This window comes from Grimontia indica (genome assembly GCF_000333895.2).
GTDB lineage: Bacteria > Pseudomonadota > Gammaproteobacteria > Enterobacterales > Vibrionaceae > Enterovibrio > Enterovibrio indicus.
On record NZ_ANFM02000046.1, the window covers coordinates 34,764 to 55,830 of the forward strand.

General features: G+C 48.2%; 17 protein-coding genes. 6 read left to right on the forward strand and 11 right to left on the reverse strand.

Translation table 11 applies throughout. The features are described from left to right. Positions 1–97: 97 nt before the first annotated feature. From D515_RS21600 to D515_RS21610, 3 genes are read right to left on the reverse strand one after another with little or no spacing between them, the layout of a single operon-like run. Positions 98–1,348 carry an ABC transporter substrate-binding protein gene (locus D515_RS21600; protein ID WP_002541651.1) on the reverse strand — a complete coding sequence of 417 codons (1,251 nt, stop codon included), beginning with the start codon at positions 1,346–1,348 and terminating at the stop codon, positions 98–100. Positions 1,349–1,350: 2 nt separating this feature from the next. Continuing rightward, a complete protein-coding gene (locus tag D515_RS21605) occupies positions 1,351–2,865 on the reverse strand; it encodes an ATP-binding protein (protein ID WP_002541652.1) in 1,515 nt (504 codons plus the stop codon). Continuing rightward, positions 2,855–3,562, reverse strand: coding sequence for a response regulator (locus D515_RS21610; RefSeq protein WP_002541653.1), 708 nt, complete (start codon positions 3,560–3,562; stop codon positions 2,855–2,857). The genes D515_RS21605 and D515_RS21610 overlap by 11 nt, the downstream gene beginning before the upstream one ends. 237 nt (positions 3,563–3,799) lie before the next feature. Between D515_RS21610 and ptsG the strand changes: the two genes are divergently transcribed. Both ptsG and D515_RS21620 read left to right on the forward strand, forming a co-directional pair. Beyond that, positions 3,800–5,266 (forward strand): glucose-specific PTS transporter subunit IIBC, encoded by a 1,467-nt coding sequence (gene ptsG, locus D515_RS21615; RefSeq protein ID WP_002541654.1) that lies wholly within the window; start codon positions 3,800–3,802, stop codon positions 5,264–5,266. Positions 5,267–5,434: 168 nt separating this feature from the next. Beyond that, positions 5,435–6,334, forward strand: coding sequence for a DMT family transporter (locus D515_RS21620; RefSeq protein WP_002541656.1), 900 nt, complete (start codon positions 5,435–5,437; stop codon positions 6,332–6,334). Between the two features lie 41 nt (positions 6,335–6,375). On the opposite strand, the gene D515_RS26490 is transcribed toward D515_RS21620, so the two are convergent. Then, positions 6,376–7,806: an ArnT family glycosyltransferase gene (locus D515_RS26490; RefSeq protein WP_002541657.1), complete on the reverse strand. Its 1,431-nt coding sequence runs from the start codon at positions 7,804–7,806 to the stop codon at positions 6,376–6,378. Continuing rightward, a complete protein-coding gene (locus D515_RS21630; protein WP_002541658.1) occupies positions 7,803–8,816 on the reverse strand; it encodes a glycosyltransferase family 2 protein in 1,014 nt (337 codons plus the stop codon). Before D515_RS21630 ends, D515_RS26490 begins: the two co-directional genes overlap by 4 nt. Before the next feature lie 125 nt (positions 8,817–8,941). Here D515_RS21630 and D515_RS21635 point away from each other — a divergent pair, with 125 nt between their 5' ends. Together D515_RS21635 and D515_RS21640 are read left to right on the forward strand one after the other, a co-directional pair. Then, complete coding sequence (locus D515_RS21635) at positions 8,942–9,628, forward strand: response regulator transcription factor (RefSeq protein WP_002541659.1); 687 nt, start codon at positions 8,942–8,944, stop codon at positions 9,626–9,628. Then, positions 9,625–10,884: a sensor histidine kinase gene (locus tag D515_RS21640; protein WP_002541664.1), complete on the forward strand. Its 1,260-nt coding sequence runs from the start codon at positions 9,625–9,627 to the stop codon at positions 10,882–10,884. The genes D515_RS21635 and D515_RS21640 overlap by 4 nt, the downstream gene beginning before the upstream one ends. Positions 10,885–10,896: 12 nt before the next feature. On the opposite strand, the gene D515_RS21645 is transcribed toward D515_RS21640, so the two are convergent. From D515_RS21645 to D515_RS21655, 3 genes are all read right to left on the reverse strand, one after another. Beyond that, the gene (locus D515_RS21645) at positions 10,897–11,838 is read right to left on the reverse strand and encodes a DMT family transporter (protein ID WP_002541665.1); all 942 of its coding nucleotides are present in this window, start codon (positions 11,836–11,838) and stop codon (positions 10,897–10,899) included. 103 nt (positions 11,839–11,941) lie between these two features. After that, a complete protein-coding gene (locus D515_RS21650) occupies positions 11,942–12,658 on the reverse strand; it encodes an AraC family transcriptional regulator (RefSeq protein ID WP_039850491.1) in 717 nt (238 codons plus the stop codon). Positions 12,659–12,816: 158 nt separating this feature from the next. Continuing rightward, the gene (locus D515_RS21655; protein ID WP_002541668.1) at positions 12,817–13,842 is read right to left on the reverse strand and encodes a calcium-binding protein; all 1,026 of its coding nucleotides are present in this window, start codon (positions 13,840–13,842) and stop codon (positions 12,817–12,819) included. Between the two features lie 471 nt (positions 13,843–14,313). Between D515_RS21655 and trpB the strand changes: the two genes are divergently transcribed. After that, positions 14,314–15,537, forward strand: coding sequence for a tryptophan synthase subunit beta (trpB, locus tag D515_RS21660; RefSeq protein WP_002541669.1), 1,224 nt, complete (start codon positions 14,314–14,316; stop codon positions 15,535–15,537). A 355-nt stretch (positions 15,538–15,892) separates the two neighbouring features. Here trpB and D515_RS21665 read toward each other — a convergent pair whose 3' ends face one another. Together D515_RS21665 and D515_RS21670 are read right to left on the reverse strand one after the other, a co-directional pair. Beyond that, positions 15,893–18,559 (reverse strand): DEAD/DEAH box helicase family protein, encoded by a 2,667-nt coding sequence (locus tag D515_RS21665; protein ID WP_002541670.1) that lies wholly within the window; start codon positions 18,557–18,559, stop codon positions 15,893–15,895. 153 nt (positions 18,560–18,712) lie between these two features. Beyond that, entirely contained in the window at positions 18,713–19,657 is a 945-nt protein-coding gene (locus tag D515_RS21670) for a mechanosensitive ion channel family protein (RefSeq protein WP_002541672.1), read from the reverse strand. Between the two features lie 603 nt (positions 19,658–20,260). On the opposite strand from D515_RS21670, the gene D515_RS21675 reads away from it, so the two are divergent. Continuing rightward, the gene (locus tag D515_RS21675; protein ID WP_039850481.1) at positions 20,261–20,545 is read left to right on the forward strand and encodes a Bor family protein; all 285 of its coding nucleotides are present in this window, start codon (positions 20,261–20,263) and stop codon (positions 20,543–20,545) included. Between the two features lie 44 nt (positions 20,546–20,589). Here the strand turns inward: D515_RS21675 and D515_RS21680 are convergent, their stop codons facing one another. Further along, the gene (locus tag D515_RS21680; protein WP_039850482.1) at positions 20,590–20,958 is read right to left on the reverse strand and encodes a DUF805 domain-containing protein; all 369 of its coding nucleotides are present in this window, start codon (positions 20,956–20,958) and stop codon (positions 20,590–20,592) included. Between the last annotated feature and the right edge of the window lie 109 nt (positions 20,959–21,067).

The following is a 21,067-nucleotide window of genomic DNA, read 5'->3' on the forward strand; positions in this document are numbered from 1 at the left end:
CCTTACTGCATGAGATCTCTTGGGTATATTCTATTTATAACAAACGCAGTAAAGGCTGTAGAGCTTTATCGAAATTTCTTATGGTTAGCGATTAACGTTAGCCATTGAAGTGCACGCTGGCAGCAATTTTCATTAACTGGCTGATAGCTTCTTCTTCGGTAAAGGTATCGTCGTTGAAATAGTGGTTAATCAGCTCAAGCATGGCTTCCTGAAGTTGGGGGGAGACAGCCATGGAATCGGACATGCTGGGGAGGAGGGTGTTGTTTGCTTCGGCTTGAACAAATGCCAGTTTGGACGCTTTGGCGCAGAGATCAAATGGCGTCATGTCGACATCTTTGAGAATAGGAATTGAGCCTTTCTTCTGGTTAAAGCGGGACTGAAAATCAGAGGAAACCAAGGTGTTTGCCAGTTGATTCGCCATGTTTTTAGACGCTTCTGTTCTTAGCCGGAATAACACAAAACTATCGACATTGTAGATAAAGGTATTGGCGGTTCCCGGTGCGGGCAGGCAGTCATAATCTCGACTGGGTGTGAGATTCATATAACTGAGCTCGCCCTTCACCCAGTCTCCCTGAAGCTGCATGGCGGCTTTTCCCTCTGCCATATTCAACGTCGCAGTGTCCCATGAAACAGGTATCGATGGATCGGTCATATAAGGCTTGAGGCGACGGAATGTCTTAAATAGCTCAACGGTTTTTTGATTCGTTACCAAGGCATCATCAAACTCAATGAGGAGTTCACGATAGTAATCACTGCCATAAAGACCCAGTGCGAGCACTTCAAACAGAATCGCCAGTTGCCAAGGCTCATTGCCAATGGAAAGGGCGGGGATTCCCTGTGCTTTCAGCATTTCAGCGATGGTGAAAAACTCATCCCAATCCGTTGGTGGAATGAGCTTATTTTCATCAAAAACAGCCTTATTTACCCATAGCCAGTTAACGCGGTGAATGTTGATAGGGGCGGCAACAAAGTGATTTTTGTAGGTGTTGATACTGGTAGCAATATCAGGGAGTCTTTCGTCCCACTTTTGCTTGGTGGCGACAGAGTGTAAGTCAGAAACAAACCCTAATGTTGCCCACGACTGAATACCCGGCCCTTCAATCAGCGCCATTTCCGGCGGGTTTCCGGCAATGGCTCTGGCTTGTAAAACGGTCATCGCAGTATCTCCGCCACCGCCATGAACGGGCGAACTTTTTAACGCGAAACCTTGTTGTTTGAGTGCAGATTCCAGTTCTGCTAATGCCTCACGTTCGCCGTTCGATGTCCACCAGTGAAGCAACTCGACGGCATTACCCATTGAGGGGAAACTGGCTGCCAGCAAAGCGGTGGCGAGAAGGGTTCTTTTCATTGTTATTCCTCTCTTGGTAGCGACAGAGTGACAACGAGGCCACCGTCTGCATGATTTTGCAAAACCAGCTTGCCAGCATGACCACGAACAATATTGCGCACGATACTCAACCCAAGCCCTGTGCCTTCTTCCTTTTCCTGATGGATGCGGAAGTAGGGCTCGAACACGCGCTCGCGAAGCTCATCCGGAATACCGGGGCCTTGGTCGCGGATTTTAATCACCAGATTACGTGGAGTATCCAGCACGCTGACATCCACGTGTCCTCCATATTTCACGCCGTTCTCTATCAGGTTGTGCAGCATTCGTTTTATGGCAACGGGTTTACACAGAAACGATTGGGAAGCAGAGCCCAAAACGGCGACCTGACTTTCTCCAGAGCCATAGAAGGCGCTGATTTCCTCGAGGACAGCGTTGATATCCACCCATTCGACCTGCTCGCGGATATCTGTGTCTTTGATGTAGTGCAGGGCACCTTGCACCATAAACTCGAGCTCGTTGAGTGAACGTTCAAAACGGATTTTTGCTTCATCATCTTCCAGCATTTCCGTGCGAAGTTTCAGGCAAGCGATAGGGGTTTTGAGATCGTGGGATATCGCGCCGAACAGCAAATCCCGGTCACGTATATAAGCGCGGATCCGACGGTTCATGGTGTTGAATGCATGAACAGCGGCTATGAGTTCGCCGCTTCCTTCTTCTTTAATAATGGGCGCATCCATCTTGCTTCCCATCAATTTGGCGGCGCGGGCTAGATTCTTAATTGGCTTGATCTCCCGGCGCACGATCAGCCAGGTACAAAGTAAAACAAACACCGAGGTAAGCAGGATGAAATTAAGCTGGCGAGCATCGAGAAAGCGCGATTCCAGCGAGACATAGGGTGCAGGAAGGTTGGTGGCCAGATACAACCATTGCTCCGGTGCATCGGGCGCGTTTTGCTCATTGGGGAGTTTGAACTGCATCACCAGCGCGGGTGGGTCGTCTTTCACTTTTTCAATGGTATAGCGGGCAAAGGCGCGTGGAATATCGTCAAGTGGCACTTCGGCATCGTAAACCCGCAAATCGTCGCGTTTGCTGAAGTTAATGTCGATGGACATTTTCTGGCCAAGCGTTCTTTTCAGCACTTCGCTGACGGTTTGTTCCAGCTCCTGCTTTCTCTCCGATGCCGCTAATCCCCTAGCGTCAATTCTCTTGCTGTTGAGCGAGATAAAAAAACGGGTTCCGCCCATACTGCGATTTTGCTCTAGCACCAAATGGCGGCTCGATTTAGGCAGTTTGCGATAATAAGAGACAGTGAATGCCGCATTGGAGGCAATGCTTTCCAGCGCCGTTTCCAAGCCTTCTTTTTCCTGCATATAGCTGTATCGATACCAGACCGCGCTGGTCAGTGCCTGCGATGTCAGAATGACCAGAGAAAGCATCAGAATAAAACGGCTGGCGAGACCCAAAGGCCAGATTCGATTGAGCAGCTTACCTTTCGTTTCGTACTTATCGTCTTCTTTTAGCTGAGGCTCAGGCTTCATGAATCACATCCGCACTCAACATATAACCCTCATTACGAAGGGTGCGGATCAGCGAATGGTCCTGATCTTCCAGTTTGGCGCGAAGACGACTGACCTGAATATCTATACCGCGTTCGAGTGGCATGGCTTCACGGCCGCGAATGGTTTCAGAAATAATGTTGCGGCTAAGGGGTTTGTTAGGGTGGCGAAGGAAAAGACTAAGCAAAGAGAAATCAGCGCCTGACAGGGTGGTTTCATCACCGCTCGGCGTCACTAGAACCCTTGCAAGAGTATCGAGCTTCCAATCGAGAAAACAAATATAACGCGCGCCTTCTAAACCCTGATTGAACTGAGAACGACGCAGCAGCGCTTTAATACGCGCCAACAATTCACGTGGGCTGAAGGTTTTGGTGATGTAATCATCCGCGCCCAGCTCTAATCCGGTGACACGGTCGATTTCATCGGTCACGGCGGTGAGCATGATGATAGGAACGTTGGAGGTTTTTCGGATTTGGCTACAGAGCGTGAAACCGTCATCACCGGGTAACATCACATCGAGGATAATCAGGCTCGGCTCTCCCTGAGCCAGCACCTTGTGCATCTGCTCACCATCGACGGCGGTCACGACATCAAAGCCCGATTTGGTCAGGTAAGCACTGAGCGCATCTCTCAGCTCCTCGCTGTCATCGACAATCAAAATCCTTTTCTGAAATGCCATGAATCATCTCCTTATTTTCCTCTGCACAATCATGGCATTGGGGAAAATTTGAACGGGGGATGGGCGGCGATTATGCGAACAATTTCACAGCTTTTTCTGGGGCAATTCGACTATGTAACCGTGTTGATACAAACCGATTTCCAAATGATACCTACGGCGGATCTCAGCGAAATAAGATGAAAGCATCCCGACACATTGAGGCCGGGAAACACACACTTCATTTAAGAGGGATCTGTTATGTTCAGCTCATTCTTTGGACAAGCACAAAAAATCGGGCGTTCGCTGATGCTACCTGTCGCTGTATTGCCAGCGGCGGGTTTGATGCTCGGTGTCGGTAACTTTGGTTTAACGCAACAACTGTTCTTCCCAGATGCATTCTGGTCAATCATGATGCAATCCGCGGATATGATTTTCGGCAACATCACGTTGCTATTTGTCATTGGTGTGGCGATTGGTTTGGCGAAAAACAACGATGGTACCGCCGCACTGGCTGCTGTGGCAGGCTGGATTGTGTTTAACGCCGCCATGGGCCAAACCGTTGTACTTCGCGGGATAGAGGAGCATCAGGGGTATTTGACCCAGATGATAGGAATAAACAGCCTTAACACTGGGATATTCGGTTCGCTCCTGATTGGTTCGTTTGCGGCTTACTTCTTTAACCGATTCCACACTATCAAGCTGCCAGACTATCTAGCCTTCTTTGCCGGTAAGCGTTTTGTGCCGATCATTACTGCCTTTGTGTCACTGTTCCTCGGTATCGCCTGTGCCTTTGTCTGGCCGCTGGTGAGTGCTGGTATTTACGGTGGTATTGATGCAGTCAGTGGGCTTGGCCAGCCAGCCGCATTCGGTATTTATGGCTTTGTTGAGCGTGCGCTGATCCCACTGGGCTTGCACCATGTGTGGAATGCGGTGTGGTTCTTTGAAGTAGGTAGCTTCGTCAACGAAAATGGCGACGTGGTACGCGGTGAGCTGCAACGCTTCTTCGCAGGTGACAAAACAGCAACTGGTCTTGGTGGCGGCTTTATGTACACCATGTGGGCTTTGCCAGCGGCTGCATTGGCGATGTATCACTGCGCGGCGCCAGAGAAAAAAGTCATGGTGGGTGGTTTGATGGCATCCGCTGCGTTCACCTCTTGGTTAACCGGTATTACTGAACCTGTCGAATTCACCTTCCTGTTTGTCGCACCGGTTCTGTACTTTGTGCACTGTGTACTGACAGGCATTGGCTTTGCTATCACGAACTACTTTGAAATCCTCCACAGCACCGATTTTGCCCACGGCGCGCTGCAGTTCTTCCTCTACTGGGGGCTGTCAGAGAATGCTGCGCTTTACGCCATCATTGGTCCTCTTTGGGCGGCGCTTTACTACTTCCTGTTCCGTTTCGCGATTACAGCGTTCGATTTGAAAACGCCGGGTCGCGAAGGGGAAACCGAAGCAGAAGCTGCGACATCCAATGTTGTTGGAGAAGAACTGGCTCACAACTTGGTGTTTGCTATGGGCGGCAAGAGCAATATCCAAAATGTGGATGCCTGTATCACCCGACTGCGTGTGAACCTGAAGGACATCAAGCAAGCCAATATCGACTCGATTAAAGCGCTGGGTGCTGTCGATGTGGTGGTGGTTGGTGACAATTTGCAGGCTATCTTTGGAACTCAATCTGACAACATAAAAACGGATATGACTGCGGTGCTCGGTTCTTCCTAATTCCCCCAGGAGGGTAGAGTGTCGCTCATATAGGGGCTGGCGAGCTCCTTCTGACTCTTGCGGTGCTTCGGCACCGCTTTTTTTGTTATTTCTCGCAATTTCAATGTTCACCACCGAAACGGAGTGGGATAATGCTCGCCGCTTTGTTCTTTTCATTTTTGGTGTGGAATGTTGTCTGAAAGACGCGCTTCTTTGATTTTGTTGTTTGCTACCGTGTTGGCGGCCTGGGGCTGGATTTTCTCTAAAGAGGCGATTCAAGGACTGCCCCCATTTGGTTTTGTTGGCCTTCGCTTTATTGCTGCATCCCTGTTTTTAGTTCCTTTCTGCCTAAAGGCATTCAAACGCTCAGAAAAGGCTGATCTTATCCGTGCGGGTGGGGTTGGAAGCATCCTCTCTTGTGCTCTGCTCTCATGGATTTATGCCATGTCCGTTAGCACCTCAATCGGTGAGGGTGCATTCATCATGAGCCTTTCCATGCTGTTTGTACCACCGATTGCTTGGTTGCTGTTTAAGCAAGCACCGCCGCGCATCTTCTGGGTGTCGATGCCTATCGCAGTGTGTGGTCTGGCACTGCTGTCACTTGGTGGTGTGGGTTGGCAGTTATCTGCAAGCCAAATCTGGTTCCTGCTGGCAGCTATCTGTCTGGCGATTCATTTCAATGCCAACAGCCGTTACGCCCAGCGTATTCCTGCGTTAGTACTGACCTGCGTGCAACTGTTTGTGACAGGTGTGGTGGCAACGATTGCGTCACTGCTCACGGAAACCTGGCCAGAACATGTGCCATCAAATATCTGGGTGTGGTTTGGGCTCAGCGTGCTTGTCGCGACCAGCCTACGTTATCTAATGCAAACCTTGGGGCAGAAAGGCGCGAGTGCAGCAAATGCGGCAATCATTATGATTCTGGAACCCGTTTGGACCGTGATTCTGAGTGTGGTGTGGTATCACGAAGCCATGCCTGCCCACAAGATTGCGGGCTGTTCGCTGATTTTGGCATCCTTGCTGATTTATCGTGGGGCGCAGCCGCTTCGTAACCTTATCCGTAGGAACACAAAAAGCGGCAGCTTGTAACCAATATAAGTAAACAAAGGCGACTTAATGTCGCCTTTTCCTTAACCATTATCCGGCGTGCAGTAAATCAACACCCGCTTTTCACTGTTTCCTCGCTTTTCGCAGTTATCGAAGACATTCACTTCTTTGGTGGAGTGAACAATAAAGGCCGGTTGGTTTAACCCTTCAATGGTAACGGCGAGCTCTCCCTGTGCCTTGCGCGCTTTTCCATCCGAATAATACTGAGCAGAAAAAGGTCTGTGCCCGACGTAATATAGGTCTGAAAATTGCGCTTCTGGCTGCTTTTGCCAAAGCGACATCAGCGAATTCTCGCCAGTTTTTCCGGTTACGCCGAGTGATAGTGCCGTGGCTGCTCCCATGATAAGTGCTGGCGTGATAAAGCCTGTTAGATAGACCTTTGACGTCAGCGGTTTTTCGCTCTGATAGGCAGCAATCAGAAGCGCAAAGGCAGGAATGCCTGGCATGACATAACTTGAAAGTATGTTCCCCGCGAAAGTGAACAGTAGCAATGGGGCGAGCATCCAGCACCACAGGAACTGGATATAGTTGTTAGAGATACTTTCTGAGCCGGCGCGAAAGCGACGGAAAAGCTGGTAGAAGAAAACGGGTGTCCAGGGAAGCGCTGCAAGAATGGCGAACAGCCAGATAGTGCCACGAGCTTCGTTGTGGGCAGTGCCGTAGAGATCGCCTTCCCAACCGGAAACCACGAACCGCATAAAATGCTCGCCAATCAGGAAGTAATTCAAAAAGCCCGGCGTTTGCCATTCGGCAATCAGGTACCAAGGCAGCGCAATGGCTAACATCAGCGGGAGTCCGCTTCTCCAAGGTAGCATTCGAAATGGTTGCAGCCATCGACCGCCAATACATATCCAAAGCCCCAGACTGATACCAACCAATACCAGCGTCAGTGGACCTTTTGCCAGTAAGCCAATGGCCAAACCAACGAAGAACAGGTAACCGGCAGTTTTGGATTGACGTTCCAGCGCTAGCCAATAACTGGCCATGGAGGTGGTAATACCTAATGTTAAGGCCGTGTCTGTCATTACAGCGCCAGAAATGACGATGAATATTGCACAGCTCGCCAAAACAGCGGCCGCCAGCGCAGCTTCAGAGCGTGATTTTCCTGCTTTTATGGCGAAAAGGTAAACCAACCCAATGATCCCCATACCGACTATGAGATGAGGGAGTCTCACTGCAAATTCGTTGTTGCCAAAAAGGGCAATGCCGCCTGCACTAAGCCATGTGAATAGTGGCGGCTTACCCCAAAAAGGCACGTCATAGTCGAACATCGGGGTCACCCAGTTTTGGGTTTCGAACATGATGCGCGCCATTTCACCATATCTTGCTTCTGTGGTGTCCATCAGAGGGTACATAGCAAGGGAAGCGAAACGGACAATCAAAGATACAGCGATCATGGCGATCGCCAATTGCCAAAGGCTTAAAGACGAAAGTTTGTTGAAGAGGGTTTTCATTGTGTTTTCTCAGTAACAGCTTTTGATGAATGTGTCGCGGGTGCGGTGAAATGGGTATCAACCAAATACAGGGGGCGCTGTTTGGATTCGATAAACAACCGGCCGATGTATTCACCCATCAGGCCAATGGAGAGCAGTTGAATGCTGCCAAGAATGAGCACGACTAAGATCATGCTTGGATACCCTGCCACAGGGTCGCCCCAGATAAGGGTTTTCAAGAGAACCACTCCCGCCATGGCAGCAGCGCCCAAAGCAGTGGCAACGCCTGCAAAAGTCGCAAGGCGCAGAGGTTTGGTGCTGAAAGAGGTAATGCCTTCCACGGCGAGATTAACCAGCTTGGAAGTATTCCATTTGGTTTGGCCTGCAAGACGAGGGTCGCGGTCAAACTGCAACACAGTGCGACGGAAACCTGGCCAGGCAAAAAGTCCTTTCATAAAGCGGGTACGCTCTGGCAGATCGTTGATGGTGTCGACGACACGGCGATCCAGTAGTCTGAAATCACCGACGTTTTCGGGGATTGGCACGTCACAAAGGCGGTTCAGCACCTTATAGAATATGGCCGCGGTGTAACGCTTAAATGCGCTTTCTCCCAACCTTTCACGGCGCTGCATATCGACAACGTCATAGCCTTGTTGCCATTGTTCGACCATGTCAGAGATGAGTTCCGGTGGGTCTTGTAAATCAGCATCCAGCAGCACAACGGCTTCACCCCGTGTGGCTTTGATGCCAGCAGACATAGCAGCTTCTTTACCAAAATTGCGGCTAAGGCGGATCAGGCTTATGTCGTGCAATTCAGATGACAGTTCCGACACCATTTTCGCGCTGTCATCACTGCTTCCGTCATCGATATAAATGATTTCGCAGTGAGCTCTCAGATTGTCGAGGGCGGCTACCACGCGGTCATGGCATGCCTGAATCACCGATTCTTCGTTGTAAAACGGGATCACGACTGAAATGAGTGGTGCTATCCGTTTGTCTGAAGCCGGTGAAATGTAGTGAATTACTGTCATCGTCGTCACTCCTTGCTATGTTGAAAGCAAGGTAAACGGCGAGCAGTGAAAAAAGCGTTATCGACTTTTTTTCTACATTTTTTATGTGAGAATGGCGGTGTAAATCAGCGACATGATGGTGAAGAATGAAAATTTTACTCGTTGAAGATCATGCAGATATTGCGGGTGTGATTTTTGATTACTTTGAGATTCTGGGGCATACCATGGATCATGCGTTGACAGGCTCTCAGGGATTGTCGCTGAGTTGTGAGCAGCATTACGACATCATTATCCTCGATGTGATGCTGCCAAAAATGGATGGAATGACGGTGTGCAAGAAGCTGAGGAAGGCGGGCGTTGATACACCGGTCTTGATGCTTACCGCCATGGGTGAGAACGACGATATTGTGTCTGGCTTTGATCATGGGGCGGACGACTATTTAGTGAAGCCCTTTGACTTGAAAGTTCTCGAAGCCCGTGTGAATGCTCTGCATCGTCGGCATTCTGGGGACGTTTCCGCCAAACGCTTAACCTTTGATGAACTGTCACTGGATTTGTCTTCCTTCACGGCAAGTCGTCGTGGCTGCCAATTCGTTCTTAACCCCTCGATGTTCACCTTATTGCGTCTTTTGATGAGCCGTGCCCCCAAAGTGGTGACTAAAGAAGAACTCATTACTGCGCTTTGGGGCGATGACGAACCGGAAGGAAATGTGCTTCGTAGCCATGTTTACCAGCTGCGAAACCTTATCGACAAACCGTTCGAGTATGGCTACATCCGTACCGTGCCGAAAGTGGGATACCAGATGGTGAAAAGTGAAGAGGATGCAGCGTGAGCAAGATTAAATCAGCCAAGCAACTTACTTTCACCTATTTCTCCGTTGTCGCTTTTGCCATTATCACTATCCACTTCACTGTTTTTGAAACCACGGTCGAGAACCTCGAGCATTTTACCGCTCAATACCGAATGGAGCAGATAGCGCAGGGCTTATCCCCTGAAATGCTCGACTCCGACACTGTGCCACTCAATGCGTTTACCACAGCTTATGTTGGATTCGATAACGTTCCGGAGAGTTTAACGGTTACGCGCGACTTGCCGCTGAATGTAGCAACCGAAATCTACAAACGTGGCTTAGCGCAAGCAACGGACTTTTTCATCATGAAGGTCAACGTTGAGCATCAAGGTATTTGGAAAGATGTGTACATCGTCAATTCAGACCCTATCTTTGAGCTCAGTGAAGATAAGGCGATGAAGTCGCAAACGAATCAGTTGCTGCTTTCTTTTGGGTTGCTCATCCTGAGCTTGCTGGTGGTCCTCAGGATCTCTGAACGCCTGACTTCGCCATTATCTTCACTGGTGCAACAGCTTCGCGATAAAACCAAAGGCGATGTTTCGCCGTTATCGCTGCCGGAAACGGGAAAAACCGTGGAGCTGGTGACCTTGACGGACAGCATTAACACCTATCAGGCACAGATTTCTGAAATGCTGGAACGCGAGCGAGCTTTTAACCGATTCGCGAGCCACGAATTGAGAACCCCTTTGATGGTGATGCAAGGCAGTCTGACATTACTTGAGCATTCCAACGATCCCGATTTTGTTGCCAAACAGCGGGTTCGCATGTCGAACGCTGTAGAAGCCATGCAGGAATATGTGGAGACGCTGCTTTCGTTGACGCGGGACAGTCACGATGAGGTGGAGCCATGGGAACTCACCAAAGCCGAAATTGAAAAGTTGGCTGAACACTTCACGACCTTGCTGGAAGGAAACAAAGTGACTGTTGAGGTTGTAGAAGAAAAAGCGCCGACGCTGATGGTGTCACGTAAGCTTGTCGGCATCCTCATCGGCAACCTGATAAAAAATGCCTTCACATATACCACTGAAGGGAAAGTCACCATTACGCTGACGGAAGACAGTGTTCAGGTGGCAGATAGTGGGATTGGCCTGCAAAGTTCTGGTCAGGTGCCACAAGGCTATGGTCTTGGGCTTGTGATTGCCAACGAAATTGCCCGCAAACATCACTGGCAAATTTCGTTGGATGACAATGAAATGGGCGGCTGCACAGCGCAAGTTATCGGGTTGTCTCGAACATAGCTTTATGCTCGATTAGATTGCCTCAGGAAATGGTAATTCTGTGGGTTTCCTTTCCGTTGCCTGCAACACCAAGCAAATCATGATAAGTGCCATGCCCACCCAGCCAATAGGCGCGATGACCTCACCGACGATCAACACCGCGAAACAGGCTGCGACGACAGGTTCAAACAGCGTCAACAAGGTGGCTTTGCTGGCGTCAACGTGACGAAGTCCAAACCCGAAAGCGAGGTAGCCAATAAACATGGGGACCAACGCCATATAGAGTGAGACGTTGGCATTGTTCCAACTAGAGAAAAGGTTGTCACCAGTGAAGAGCAAGGTCGGCAGTAGTAGTAATGCACCCAAGCCAAAAATCGCCGCCATGGCTGAATCAGATTTTACGCCAGTATCGATCAGTTGTTTTGCTACCCACGCATAGGTTGCGTAGGAAAGACCCGCCACTAGACCCAGTAACACACCGAGCAATTTCTGGCTGTCGTCAGAAGAAACGGCAGCGTGACCTGATTCCGCAAACGTCAGCATGACGATACCGACAGTACCAAGTAAAAAGCTCATCACCCAACGGAGACTTACTATATTGGCTTTGCCGAAAAGACGGTTGATGACGACCGTCATAAAAGGGGCGCTGGCAATCGACACCACAGTACCCACAGCGACACCAGCCATGCGCATAGAAGAGTAAAAGGCGAGGGGATAGATCGCCAGTGCGACAACGCCAATGATCAATGGAGAGCGAGACTGGAGAATCTGAGGCAAGTCTGCCTTAAGAGGTTTTCTTGCCAAGAACGCCAGCAATAAACCACTTACCCCCATAGAAAAAGCCCCAATACCCAAAGGGCTAATGTCTGGCGCAAACGCTGCTGCGGTCCCGGTCGTACCCCAGAGAATCGAGGAAAACAGAATGGCCAGACTGCCTTGAAGTGAGCGGTCCATATTCAGGAAGATGCCTTTCATTGTTCAATCATCCACTGCAAATTGTTCGAATGAAAACAAGGATAGTGTTGGTTTGGCTAATTAACTTTGCTGAAAGGACGTTTCTTGCCGCTAAAAGGGCGCTTTATTCCCTGTTGCCGGCGAAGACTCTGGGTGACATGCTGAAGTGCGCGGAAAAGCGGCGGCTGAATGCAGAAAGATCCCCATAGCCGACCCGCTCAGCGACTAATTGTACGGGCAAGTCTGTATGTGTCAGCAAGGCTTTGGCTTTTTCCATGCGTTGTAAGGTGATGTATTGAAAAGCGCTCATGCCTAACATCTCCTTGAATCGCTTTTTAAATTGGGTAGGGCTCAAGCAGGCAATCGCAGCCAGAGATTCTATTGAAAGCTCTGAATCCAGGTGCTCGACAATGTGTGACTGGACATCGCGGATTCGGGGATCGGGCACTTCGTTGTTCTCCTGCTGTGCGAGTAATCGAGAGAAAACATCAAATACCGCGCCTTCCAGCAAATCATCTACCTCATGTTCCAACTGTTTTTCCACGAAATAGAGGTAGCTCAATAAGGGAGCGCTGATGGAAAACACCGCGAAGTCGGGTGTTGTGATGTTTTTCGGCAGCTCAGCCATGTCCGCCACGATAAACCGAGCAGCTTCATTGGCGCGGAAGTGATGAAAAGTACCAGCTTGAATCACCACGCACTCACCAACGCTGACCCCACCGGAATAGTTATCAAGCTCAATTTGGATGGTGCCTTGAAGAGGCAATACCAGTTGATGATAGTCATGTGCGTGACCTTGTCGCTGGCGGGTATAGGCGCGAATGCTGAGGCTGTTCTCCATGATTTCCGTGTCATCCTTGAGCGGGAAAATGCGTTGCGATGACACCGACAGTAAGACAAAAACCAATGCGCCGCAAACCATCCATTTGAAATCCAAAAGGTGGACGCAATACAAATAAGGCGGCCAGAGCCGCCTTAAACGTGAGTTAAACGGAGCGCTTAAACCAGCTCGCAACCTGTCACGAAGTCGATGCAGTTTGCGTCGAAACAGCCCCAAACATTGTTCACCTGAACAGACGTACCGTCGCAGAAATCCAGGGTGATGCAACCGCCGGATTTAGTGATGTTGATTTGGTGAATAGAGGTAGCGAGTGAATCATCAACCTGGATTTTGTCATCCCAGCAATTGAAGTCGGTGATTTTGTCGCAGCCGTCATGGGCATCAAAGTAGAAGGTATCTTTACCGCAATTACCTGTGAGAATATCATTGCCCTGACCACCGGCGATCAGGTCATTACCCCAACCGCCATCGAGTTTGTCGTTACCGCAGCCACCGTCAAGGATGTCATTGCCACAGTCTCCGTCCAACTTATCGTCACCATTTCCGCCAACCAGCTTATCGTGTCCCCAGCCGCCATTCAGGTAGTCGTTGTGGTCGCCACCGTGTAGATAGTCGTTATCGCAACCACCGAACAGTTCGTCACATCCAGCGCCACCGAATAACTGATCATCGCCATAGTAACCGACCAACTTGTCATTACCGTTGCCGCCTTTCATGACATCATTGCCGCAACCACCATCAAGATAGTCATGACCGTCGCCACCGAAGAGAGTATCGTGTCCATCGCCCCCCCAAAGTTTATCGTCGCCACAACCGCCCTGGAGGAAATCGTTACCCCATTCGCCCTTTAAGGTATCGTTACCATTTCCGCCATAAAGCGCATCATCATCACAACCTCCGTAAATCAGGTCGTGTCCATCGCCACCCTGAATGGTGTCGCAACCATTGCCGCCCTCTAGTTTGTCATCACCACAACCACCCTCAATCCAGTCGTTTCCGTTACCACCTTTGATGTGATCACTACTGCCGCTGCCAATGATTTTGTCATGACCGTCGCCACCGTCGATAAGACATTCATTACCATAAGCAACGATGTAGTCATTGCCGCCCTTGCCGTAAATCCAGTCTACGTTGCAGTTGCTGATGATGGTGTCAGCACAGGTAGATCCATATATGGCTGTCATTATCTATATCCTTCTATTTACATTATTGACGTTGTTTGTGCCCAAATGCATGAAAGGCCATACCAATATGACTGGCTTAATGGGCATTGGTGTGTGTCGGAGATAAGAATTATCCTGCTGAATAAAAAGGCAATATGAGATTCTCAGGGCTGGGTTGTCACTTGTCGGCAGGCTTAGAGTTGTCTAGCTTTACAGTCATTTGTGGGGAGTAGACACATATAAAGTGTGGGGTGACACAGCAGTCTTACTAACGCAATGTTTTTATTAACAAATTCATGCATTTCTAGTTCAAAGTACCACAAACAGCTGTGAAATGTGATGCACACCGCTATTGGTTGTCACAAAACTGTCGATTTACCGTATTGCTTCTTCTTTAATCAATATATTTTGTGTGGACTATTCATCAGCCTTTACGCCAACTTTTAAGAAGGCATAGAGGGATCATCCAAGGACAGAGATCAGGAGTAACCCATGCAAAATACCTTTGAACACGCGCAGCCAGATGCGCAGGGATATTTTGGGGAGTATGGCGGCAGTTTTATTCCGCCTAAGTTGGAATCCATCATGATTGAAATTGCAGCTGCCTATGAAGAATGTCGCAAGGATCCTGCCTTTAAAACCGAACTGGCTCGGCTTTATAAGCATTTTGTCGGTCGTCCAAGCCCTATTTTTCACGCTGAGAACCTTTCCGCCAAATACGGCACCAACATCTATTTGAAGCGTGAAGATCTCAACCATACTGGCGCACACAAAATTAACCACTGTTTGGGTGAAGCTTTACTGGCCAAAAAATTGGGTAAGAAGAAGTTGATTGCCGAAACAGGCGCGGGTCAACACGGCGTAGCGCTGGCAACGGCTGCCGCATTGGTAGGGTTGGAATGTGACATCTACATGGGTGAAGTCGATATTCGCAAAGAGCATCCGAATGTCGTCCGTATGCGCATCCTTGGCGCGAACGTGATTCCCGCTACCCATGGCCGCAAGACTCTGAAAGAGGCGGTAGATGCTGCGTTTGAAGCGTACATGAAAGATCCAATCAGCCAGATTTACGCCATTGGCTCTGTAGTGGGGCCTCATCCATTCCCGATGATGGTGCGCGACTTTCAATCCATCATCGGCAATGAAGCCAAAGTGCAGTTCAAAGAGATGACAGGTGGCTTACCCGATAATCTCGTCGCCTGTGTAGGCGGGGGTTCCAATGCGATGGGCCTGTTTACCGCTTTTCTGGAAGATGAAGAAGTGGCCATTCATGGCGCAGAGCCGGCAGGTCGTTCGCTGAATGTGGAAGGAGAGCATGCGGCAACCTTGACCCTTGGTGAACCTGGCATCATGCACGGGTTCAAGTCATATATGTTGAAAGACAAAGATGGCGAACCGCAGGAAGTGTATTCCGTAGCGAGCGGATTGGATTACCCATCGGTAGGTCCGCAGCACAGCTACCTGAAAGACTTGGGGCGTGTAAATTACGGCACGGTGAGCGACGATGAAGCAATTGACGCTTTCTTTGAATTGTCGCGTTTGGAAGGGATCATCCCTGCCATCGAATCCTCCCATGCCGTGGCCTATGCGTTGAAGCTGGCGAAACAGGGAGAGAAAGGCTCAATCCTGATTAACCTTTCTGGCCGGGGCGACAAAGACATCGACTTTGTGGTGGAAAACTACGGTAAAGACTACGGTATTGAATCGCTGATTTAATGTGATTGATCAGAATGAGAAACGCCCGCGACTATCGCGGGCGTTTTTTTGTGTGGGTGCAACAAGCCACCTGCATGGCAAGGGATAGGTGGCCTGTTGCGAACTCTGCGTGGATAGATATCTAAGCAGAGTGCACAGCAAGCTGTACGTCTATGATAGTGAGCGGCTAACTGACTGAATACAATGAATTGTTACTAAAGTCAGACAAAATTGGCGCATCCAGAGAACAAAAGCTAATGATTTTGTGTCAGGATTTGGTTCTTTTTTGGTTAATTGGTGTTGAATTTTGTATACCTGTTTGTATTGATATGAAGACAGTTGATAGCCGCAAGATGCATATTCGATCCCGCGCTTATCAGTTCCATCGATCCTGACGTTTCACTTCATTTTCGAAATTGGATGAAAAAGCCTTCATCTTTGCCTGAAGCAAGGCTTGCCTTCCATCTAGGGTTCTTGTGTAAATCAGTTCGGAAAGGCTGACGTGCTGACACCACGCCTTATAGAAGATCATTGCAGTCTCTTTCTTTGCACCAAACCGAAGAGGAACAGCATGGTAATCGTCGCGCTTGGTGCCTAGAAATTTGCCTTCCCGAATCACCAAATACCTTGGGTTATCGATCGGCGAAAGAATCTCATGCATGCAATCGGCGAATATCGAAGACTCATAGAAACTGCAGCCAGACAGGGAGAGATAAAATTGCCCATCTGCTGTTTCATAGACATTGACTTTCATTCTGCGGATAGAGGTTTCTACAAATCCTGCCTGAAAAAGCGCTTCTGCCAGTGCCACACCCATTTGTTTGAGTGCTCCATCTACGGGCAAGAAACGTAGCAAGGTTTTGGTGGTCGCGACGGTTTGCGGAAATTTGTATATAAGGGTGGCAGTGAGTGCCATAGCCAGCAGTAACAATACGTTGCTAGAGCTTTGGAATAAGTGCACCGTCCAAAAAAAGGTGCCGGACAAGGCGATCAACAGCTGTGAAAATAAATAGCGCCAGCTGTTTTTTAGCATGTATCCACGGAGCGCCTGAATTTGTGGTGTTTTGACTGATGGTAATACCCGCGCAGAGCCTTCAACAGTTAGCGCCTTCTTCCAGCGCTCACCCGCGCGTTCAATATCTTTAAAGCGCTGGGTCATTTGCGAGTTGTTGGCAAAAATCGGCGAGGTCCCTTTTTGGACATAATCATGCTCCAGCCATCTGGCTGCCATACGATCAAAGCCACTTTCAATGGAATCGTCTTTCTCAGATAACCCGACAAAGGTATCGAAACGTCGTTTGAGACTGTCATAGTCTGACCAACCGGAAAAAGCCTTTACGTTGATGGCGGCAAGATGCCAAATCGAACTGATTTTATCCGGCGCGCTCTTGTCGATACGGATAGCCCGCCCGCGCATTTGATTGGTGAGCATAAACGAACCGACTGAACTGGCGAGGATCAACGAATTGATTGCAGGTGCATCCCAACCTTCGCCCAACAGCGAACGTGTGCCGACAAGCACCTTGAGCTTGCCTTCCATCAGCAGCGCGGTAAAAGCGATGGTCAGTTGGTTTAGTGGTGCAGTCACCTTCAGATATTGCCCCTCATTACCCATGGCTTGGGTTTTGACTTTGTCATGACCAATATGCGCGATGAGGTCGGGCAATAGTGGAGTGGGGACAATACTCAGGCGACCTGTCAGCAAGCCCACCTCCTCACGAATGGGTGAGTCTGAGGTGATGGTTTTAAACACGGGCCAAGCGCCGAGATTGGTCTCTCCAGCATCGATTTCTGATGTCAGGTTTTCGTCGCGGATATAGTCAGTCAAAAAGACCTGCCGCAAGGATTCTCCACGTTTTTTAAGTTCAAGGTGATGAATCTTGCTGCAGGCCTCTACCTTGGCGCTGCTTAACGCAAGCGATCGCTCATTGCGACGTGAACGCTCAAGTGATAATTCGCGTTTGTAGAGGAGCTCGTTGGCTCTGAGCTGTTTCTTTAAATCATCGATAAATGACAGATGCTCTTCGCCATGCTGGAAGGTATTGGAGAAGAGCACCGTTTCAATTAATACCTGCCACCAATGTCGGCCAAGCTCTGGAATATCAGTGGCTGTAAGGTCCAACAGTGTTTTCAACTGCGCGTCGAGGGGCAGATTTTTGGCTTTCAGAAAACTCAGCAATGCGATGGCGATTTCGGGTTGCTTGATCACTGCCAGCTCAAACTCGCCTTCACCCAACCAGGGGTGGGCAAGCACGACGGCTTCGAAGGTTGGGTTGCCGAAAAGTGATTGGCAAAGAGTAGACACCTGCTGATCATATTCTTCGATCTGTTTGCTTTCTTTTTGGGTCGCATTGCAGGCCCAGACATAATCCTGATGGGCGCAGAGTGTGCCGGCTTTCACCAATTCGGGGACTGAGATTTCCTCATCAATCGGGCCGCATAGCTGTTCGTATCGCGTCCATTCATGACCTTGTGCATCATAAGGAGGCGTTGCAGTCAGGGAGACCAGCGTAATGTCGGGGATTTCCTGACACACTTTTTCGAGTGCTCGCCACCACTCATTGCGAAGGTGATGGGCTTCGTCGAGGATCAGGACTTTAATCTTGTGGGTTTGCAGAAGCTGAATAAAGCAGTCAACTTCTTCGCCTTCAAGTCCATCGTCATCTTCAAGCGTCGCGGCTTCGTCATCTTCACTGTCCAACACGTCAGAGAGCTTGGTATGCAAAGCCTGATAGGTGATGGAAGTGAGCGTCTTTGGCTCTGTAATAGAATTGCTGACCCAAGGTAATGCCTGTACCGAATCGGTGTCGCAAAAATCTTTAAGACGGTCAATCCATTGGTCGCGTATCACGCGGGTTGGGGAGAGCACCAAAGTCGGTTTCCCCAATAGGCGGAACACCTCCAACCCCAAGGTGGTTTTGCCAGCGCCAGGCGCAGCGACGATGTGCAGTCGTTGATCGTTGAGATGCTCATGAATGGTATCGAGCACGCGGGATTGATAGGGACGCCAGGGGTAGCAAAACGACATAGATTTGAACGGCATGGATTCCTTTCCTGAAAAGCCTCAAAGTCATCGAGATGTTAACCCAACTATCTCCTATTCTGCTAAACAGAGGTGTAAAAGTGAGCTTCTCAAGACTCAACTTGTTGTCCATTCTAACGATGCATGTCATGCATCCTCTTCTCAATCTGCTAATCATGACTCTTTGGGGACATGAACAACGCGTTGAGGGAAAGGAATTGTAATGCCTTTCTCATCAAATTTTACCTTCACTTCTCTGGTGACATCCCACATGACATCCCAATAGTTTTCGGTTCTTACCCAAGGGCGCACGATGAAATCTACTGAAGAATCGCTCAATTTTTCCAATTTAATAATTGTTTCTGGCGAACGGAGGACAGCAGGATGGCCGTCGACGATTTCTCTTAATGTTCTCTCAATAAGAGAGATTGAATCACCATAACTAGCGCTAAAAACCATATCAATACGCCGTATTTTTTCATGAGTCATATTTTTAATGACGTTACTCCAAATCTTTTGATTAGGAATGATAATGATTTGGTTGTCGAATGTTCGAATTGTAGCGTTGACCAAACTCATGTGGCTGACTTTTCCCTCCACACCGCCGGCCATCACATAATCACTGACGTCAAAAGGCCTATAAATAAGCAGCATAATCCCAGCAGCAAAATTGGCTAGAACGTCCTGCAGAGCAAAGCCGATGATAATACTGGCTATACCAAAACCGGTAAGTATGGGCATTACATCGAATCCCAACTGAGATATCGCAAAAATGATGCCTAAAGTAATAACCGATCTTCCAGCAAGAAGGGTAATGAAATCCTGCATGAGTTTTGGCATGTCAAACGCTTCGGAAGTCACTAATTTTCTGGAGAAGTATCTTGCAGAGCGATATAGCTGAATCGTTACTAGGCCAATAACAATCAGCATCATGAACTGAATAAAATAGCGGGGGAGGCTTTTCGATATGAGAACGACCAACTTGTCTTTCCATAACACTGAAAGTTTGTAGATGGCGGCTTTCGAGAACAATCCACTATCAAGAATACCTGTGGTCTCGAAATGAAGTACTTGGAACTCTGAAGTGTCAATATTAAGTTGGTTGGCTAACTTGATCATGTTGAGTAGGCTATTGGCATTAAATTCGATTCGCTTTTCGATGGTAAGCCTATCTATTTCTGCAGCGGTTCGGTCCGAACCCGACGATGCAGATTCAAAATAACGATTTAAAGTTTGATTCTTTATGAGATAGTGGATTGTTTCTTCAATTTGAATGAGTCTTTTTTCTATAATATCTTTAAATCTGTTAAGCTCTGATGATATATCAATGCCGACTTCTTTGAGCTAAATTAAGTTTTGTAGCTCTTCCTCAAAAACCAAATCTAATTTATCTACAAAGTCACGATACTCCCCAATCATCTTTAGCTTTTCTTTATTTTCTGCATCATAGATTTCATCTGCGATTTCGTTGAGAACCTTAGGTATCTCAATGATGATTCATATGCTTCGATTATGCATTGGCAATGCCTATGCTCTCTGTGAAGTGTGATTTGGTTCAGAATTTTTTTTGATTGAAAAGTGCTTATATATAAAGGGTGATGTTTTTGGATGGTGAGTCTTATTTATATTACATATCAACCCATTGAAAATCATACACATTGTAGAGGGTTATTCGGCTACTGCCGCATTTCGTCAGTTAGGTTTATTATTAGGAGAATAAATATGAAAAAGGAACTTCTAGCAGTATCTCTAGTAGTTGCTATGTCAGGTTGTGCTCAACAAACGTTTGTTGTCAATGGGAATGATGGAACTTTGGAAGATGAACAGATGCAAAGCTTTTTTGTATCTGGTATTGGCCAAAAGAAAACAGTTGATGCAGCTTCCGTATGCGGTGGTGCAGAAAATGTAGCTAAAGTGGAAGTTCAACAAACCTTCTTAGATGGTGCTTTGGGCTTTGTCACTTTTGGTATTTATACCCCTCGTGATGCCAGAGTTTTTTGTAAATAGTATTGTTTAAAGGACTTGCTGGATTGGCAAGTCCTTAAACTCTATCAATTGGATAATATGCTGTTTTTTTGTTTGGGATTCGGCCCATAAAGGTTGTCGCCCTCCTCGCTGTCTCTGGTGTGAAAATACAGCAAGACGAGCGAGCCAACGATTGGTATCAATGCAAGCAATGCCCACCATCCATTCTTTCCTATGTCGTGAAGTCTTCTAACTGAAACTGCAAATGCAGGTATTGCAATAAACAGTGAGTAAATCATATGTATATCGACATGTGGTATGTGGACCGCCTTCTGTAGAATAGAAATTAAGATAAAAATGATGATGTTGATTAGAAGGAACATCCAATACTCTTTTCTACGCGCTCTCCCTGAAAAATCAGCAAAGTTTCTTATAGCATAAATATACCAAGACATACTGCACTCCTATCTTGCTTATGAGTTTCTATCATAGAGGCTAAATTCACCACTATATAATGGGATGGATAACTATAATAATTAATAAGGTAAAAAAGAGTTATGGCAA

Bases quoted from the DNA above. Each gene is read 5' to 3' on its own strand.
- D515_RS21600 (WP_002541651.1), bottom strand. From the start codon at position 1,348: ATGAAAAGAACCCTTCTCGCCACCGCTTTGCTGGCAGCCAGTTTCCCC.
- D515_RS21605 (WP_002541652.1), bottom strand. From the start codon at position 2,865: ATGAAGCCTGAGCCTCAGCTAAAAGAAGACGATAAGTACGAAACGAAA.
- D515_RS21610 (WP_002541653.1), bottom strand. From the start codon at position 3,562: ATGGCATTTCAGAAAAGGATTTTGATTGTCGATGACAGCGAGGAGCTG.
- ptsG (WP_002541654.1), top strand. From the start codon at position 3,800: ATGTTCAGCTCATTCTTTGGACAAGCACAAAAAATCGGGCGTTCGCTG.
- D515_RS21620 (WP_002541656.1), top strand. From the start codon at position 5,435: ATGTTGTCTGAAAGACGCGCTTCTTTGATTTTGTTGTTTGCTACCGTG.
- D515_RS26490 (WP_002541657.1), bottom strand. From the start codon at position 7,806: ATGAAAACCCTCTTCAACAAACTTTCGTCTTTAAGCCTTTGGCAATTG.
- D515_RS21630 (WP_002541658.1), bottom strand. From the start codon at position 8,816: ATGACAGTAATTCACTACATTTCACCGGCTTCAGACAAACGGATAGCA.
- D515_RS21635 (WP_002541659.1), top strand. From the start codon at position 8,942: ATGAAAATTTTACTCGTTGAAGATCATGCAGATATTGCGGGTGTGATT.
- D515_RS21645 (WP_002541665.1), bottom strand. From the start codon at position 11,838: ATGAAAGGCATCTTCCTGAATATGGACCGCTCACTTCAAGGCAGTCTG.
- D515_RS21650 (WP_039850491.1), bottom strand. From the start codon at position 12,658: ATGGAGAACAGCCTCAGCATTCGCGCCTATACCCGCCAGCGACAAGGT.
- D515_RS21655 (WP_002541668.1), bottom strand. From the start codon at position 13,842: ATGACAGCCATATATGGATCTACCTGTGCTGACACCATCATCAGCAAC.
- trpB (WP_002541669.1), top strand. From the start codon at position 14,314: ATGCAAAATACCTTTGAACACGCGCAGCCAGATGCGCAGGGATATTTT.
- D515_RS21665 (WP_002541670.1), bottom strand. From the start codon at position 18,559: ATGCCGTTCAAATCTATGTCGTTTTGCTACCCCTGGCGTCCCTATCAA.
- D515_RS21670 (WP_002541672.1), bottom strand. From the start codon at position 19,657: ATGATCAAGTTAGCCAACCAACTTAATATTGACACTTCAGAGTTCCAA.
- D515_RS21675 (WP_039850481.1), top strand. From the start codon at position 20,261: ATGAAAAAGGAACTTCTAGCAGTATCTCTAGTAGTTGCTATGTCAGGT.
- D515_RS21680 (WP_039850482.1), bottom strand. From the start codon at position 20,958: ATGTCTTGGTATATTTATGCTATAAGAAACTTTGCTGATTTTTCAGGG.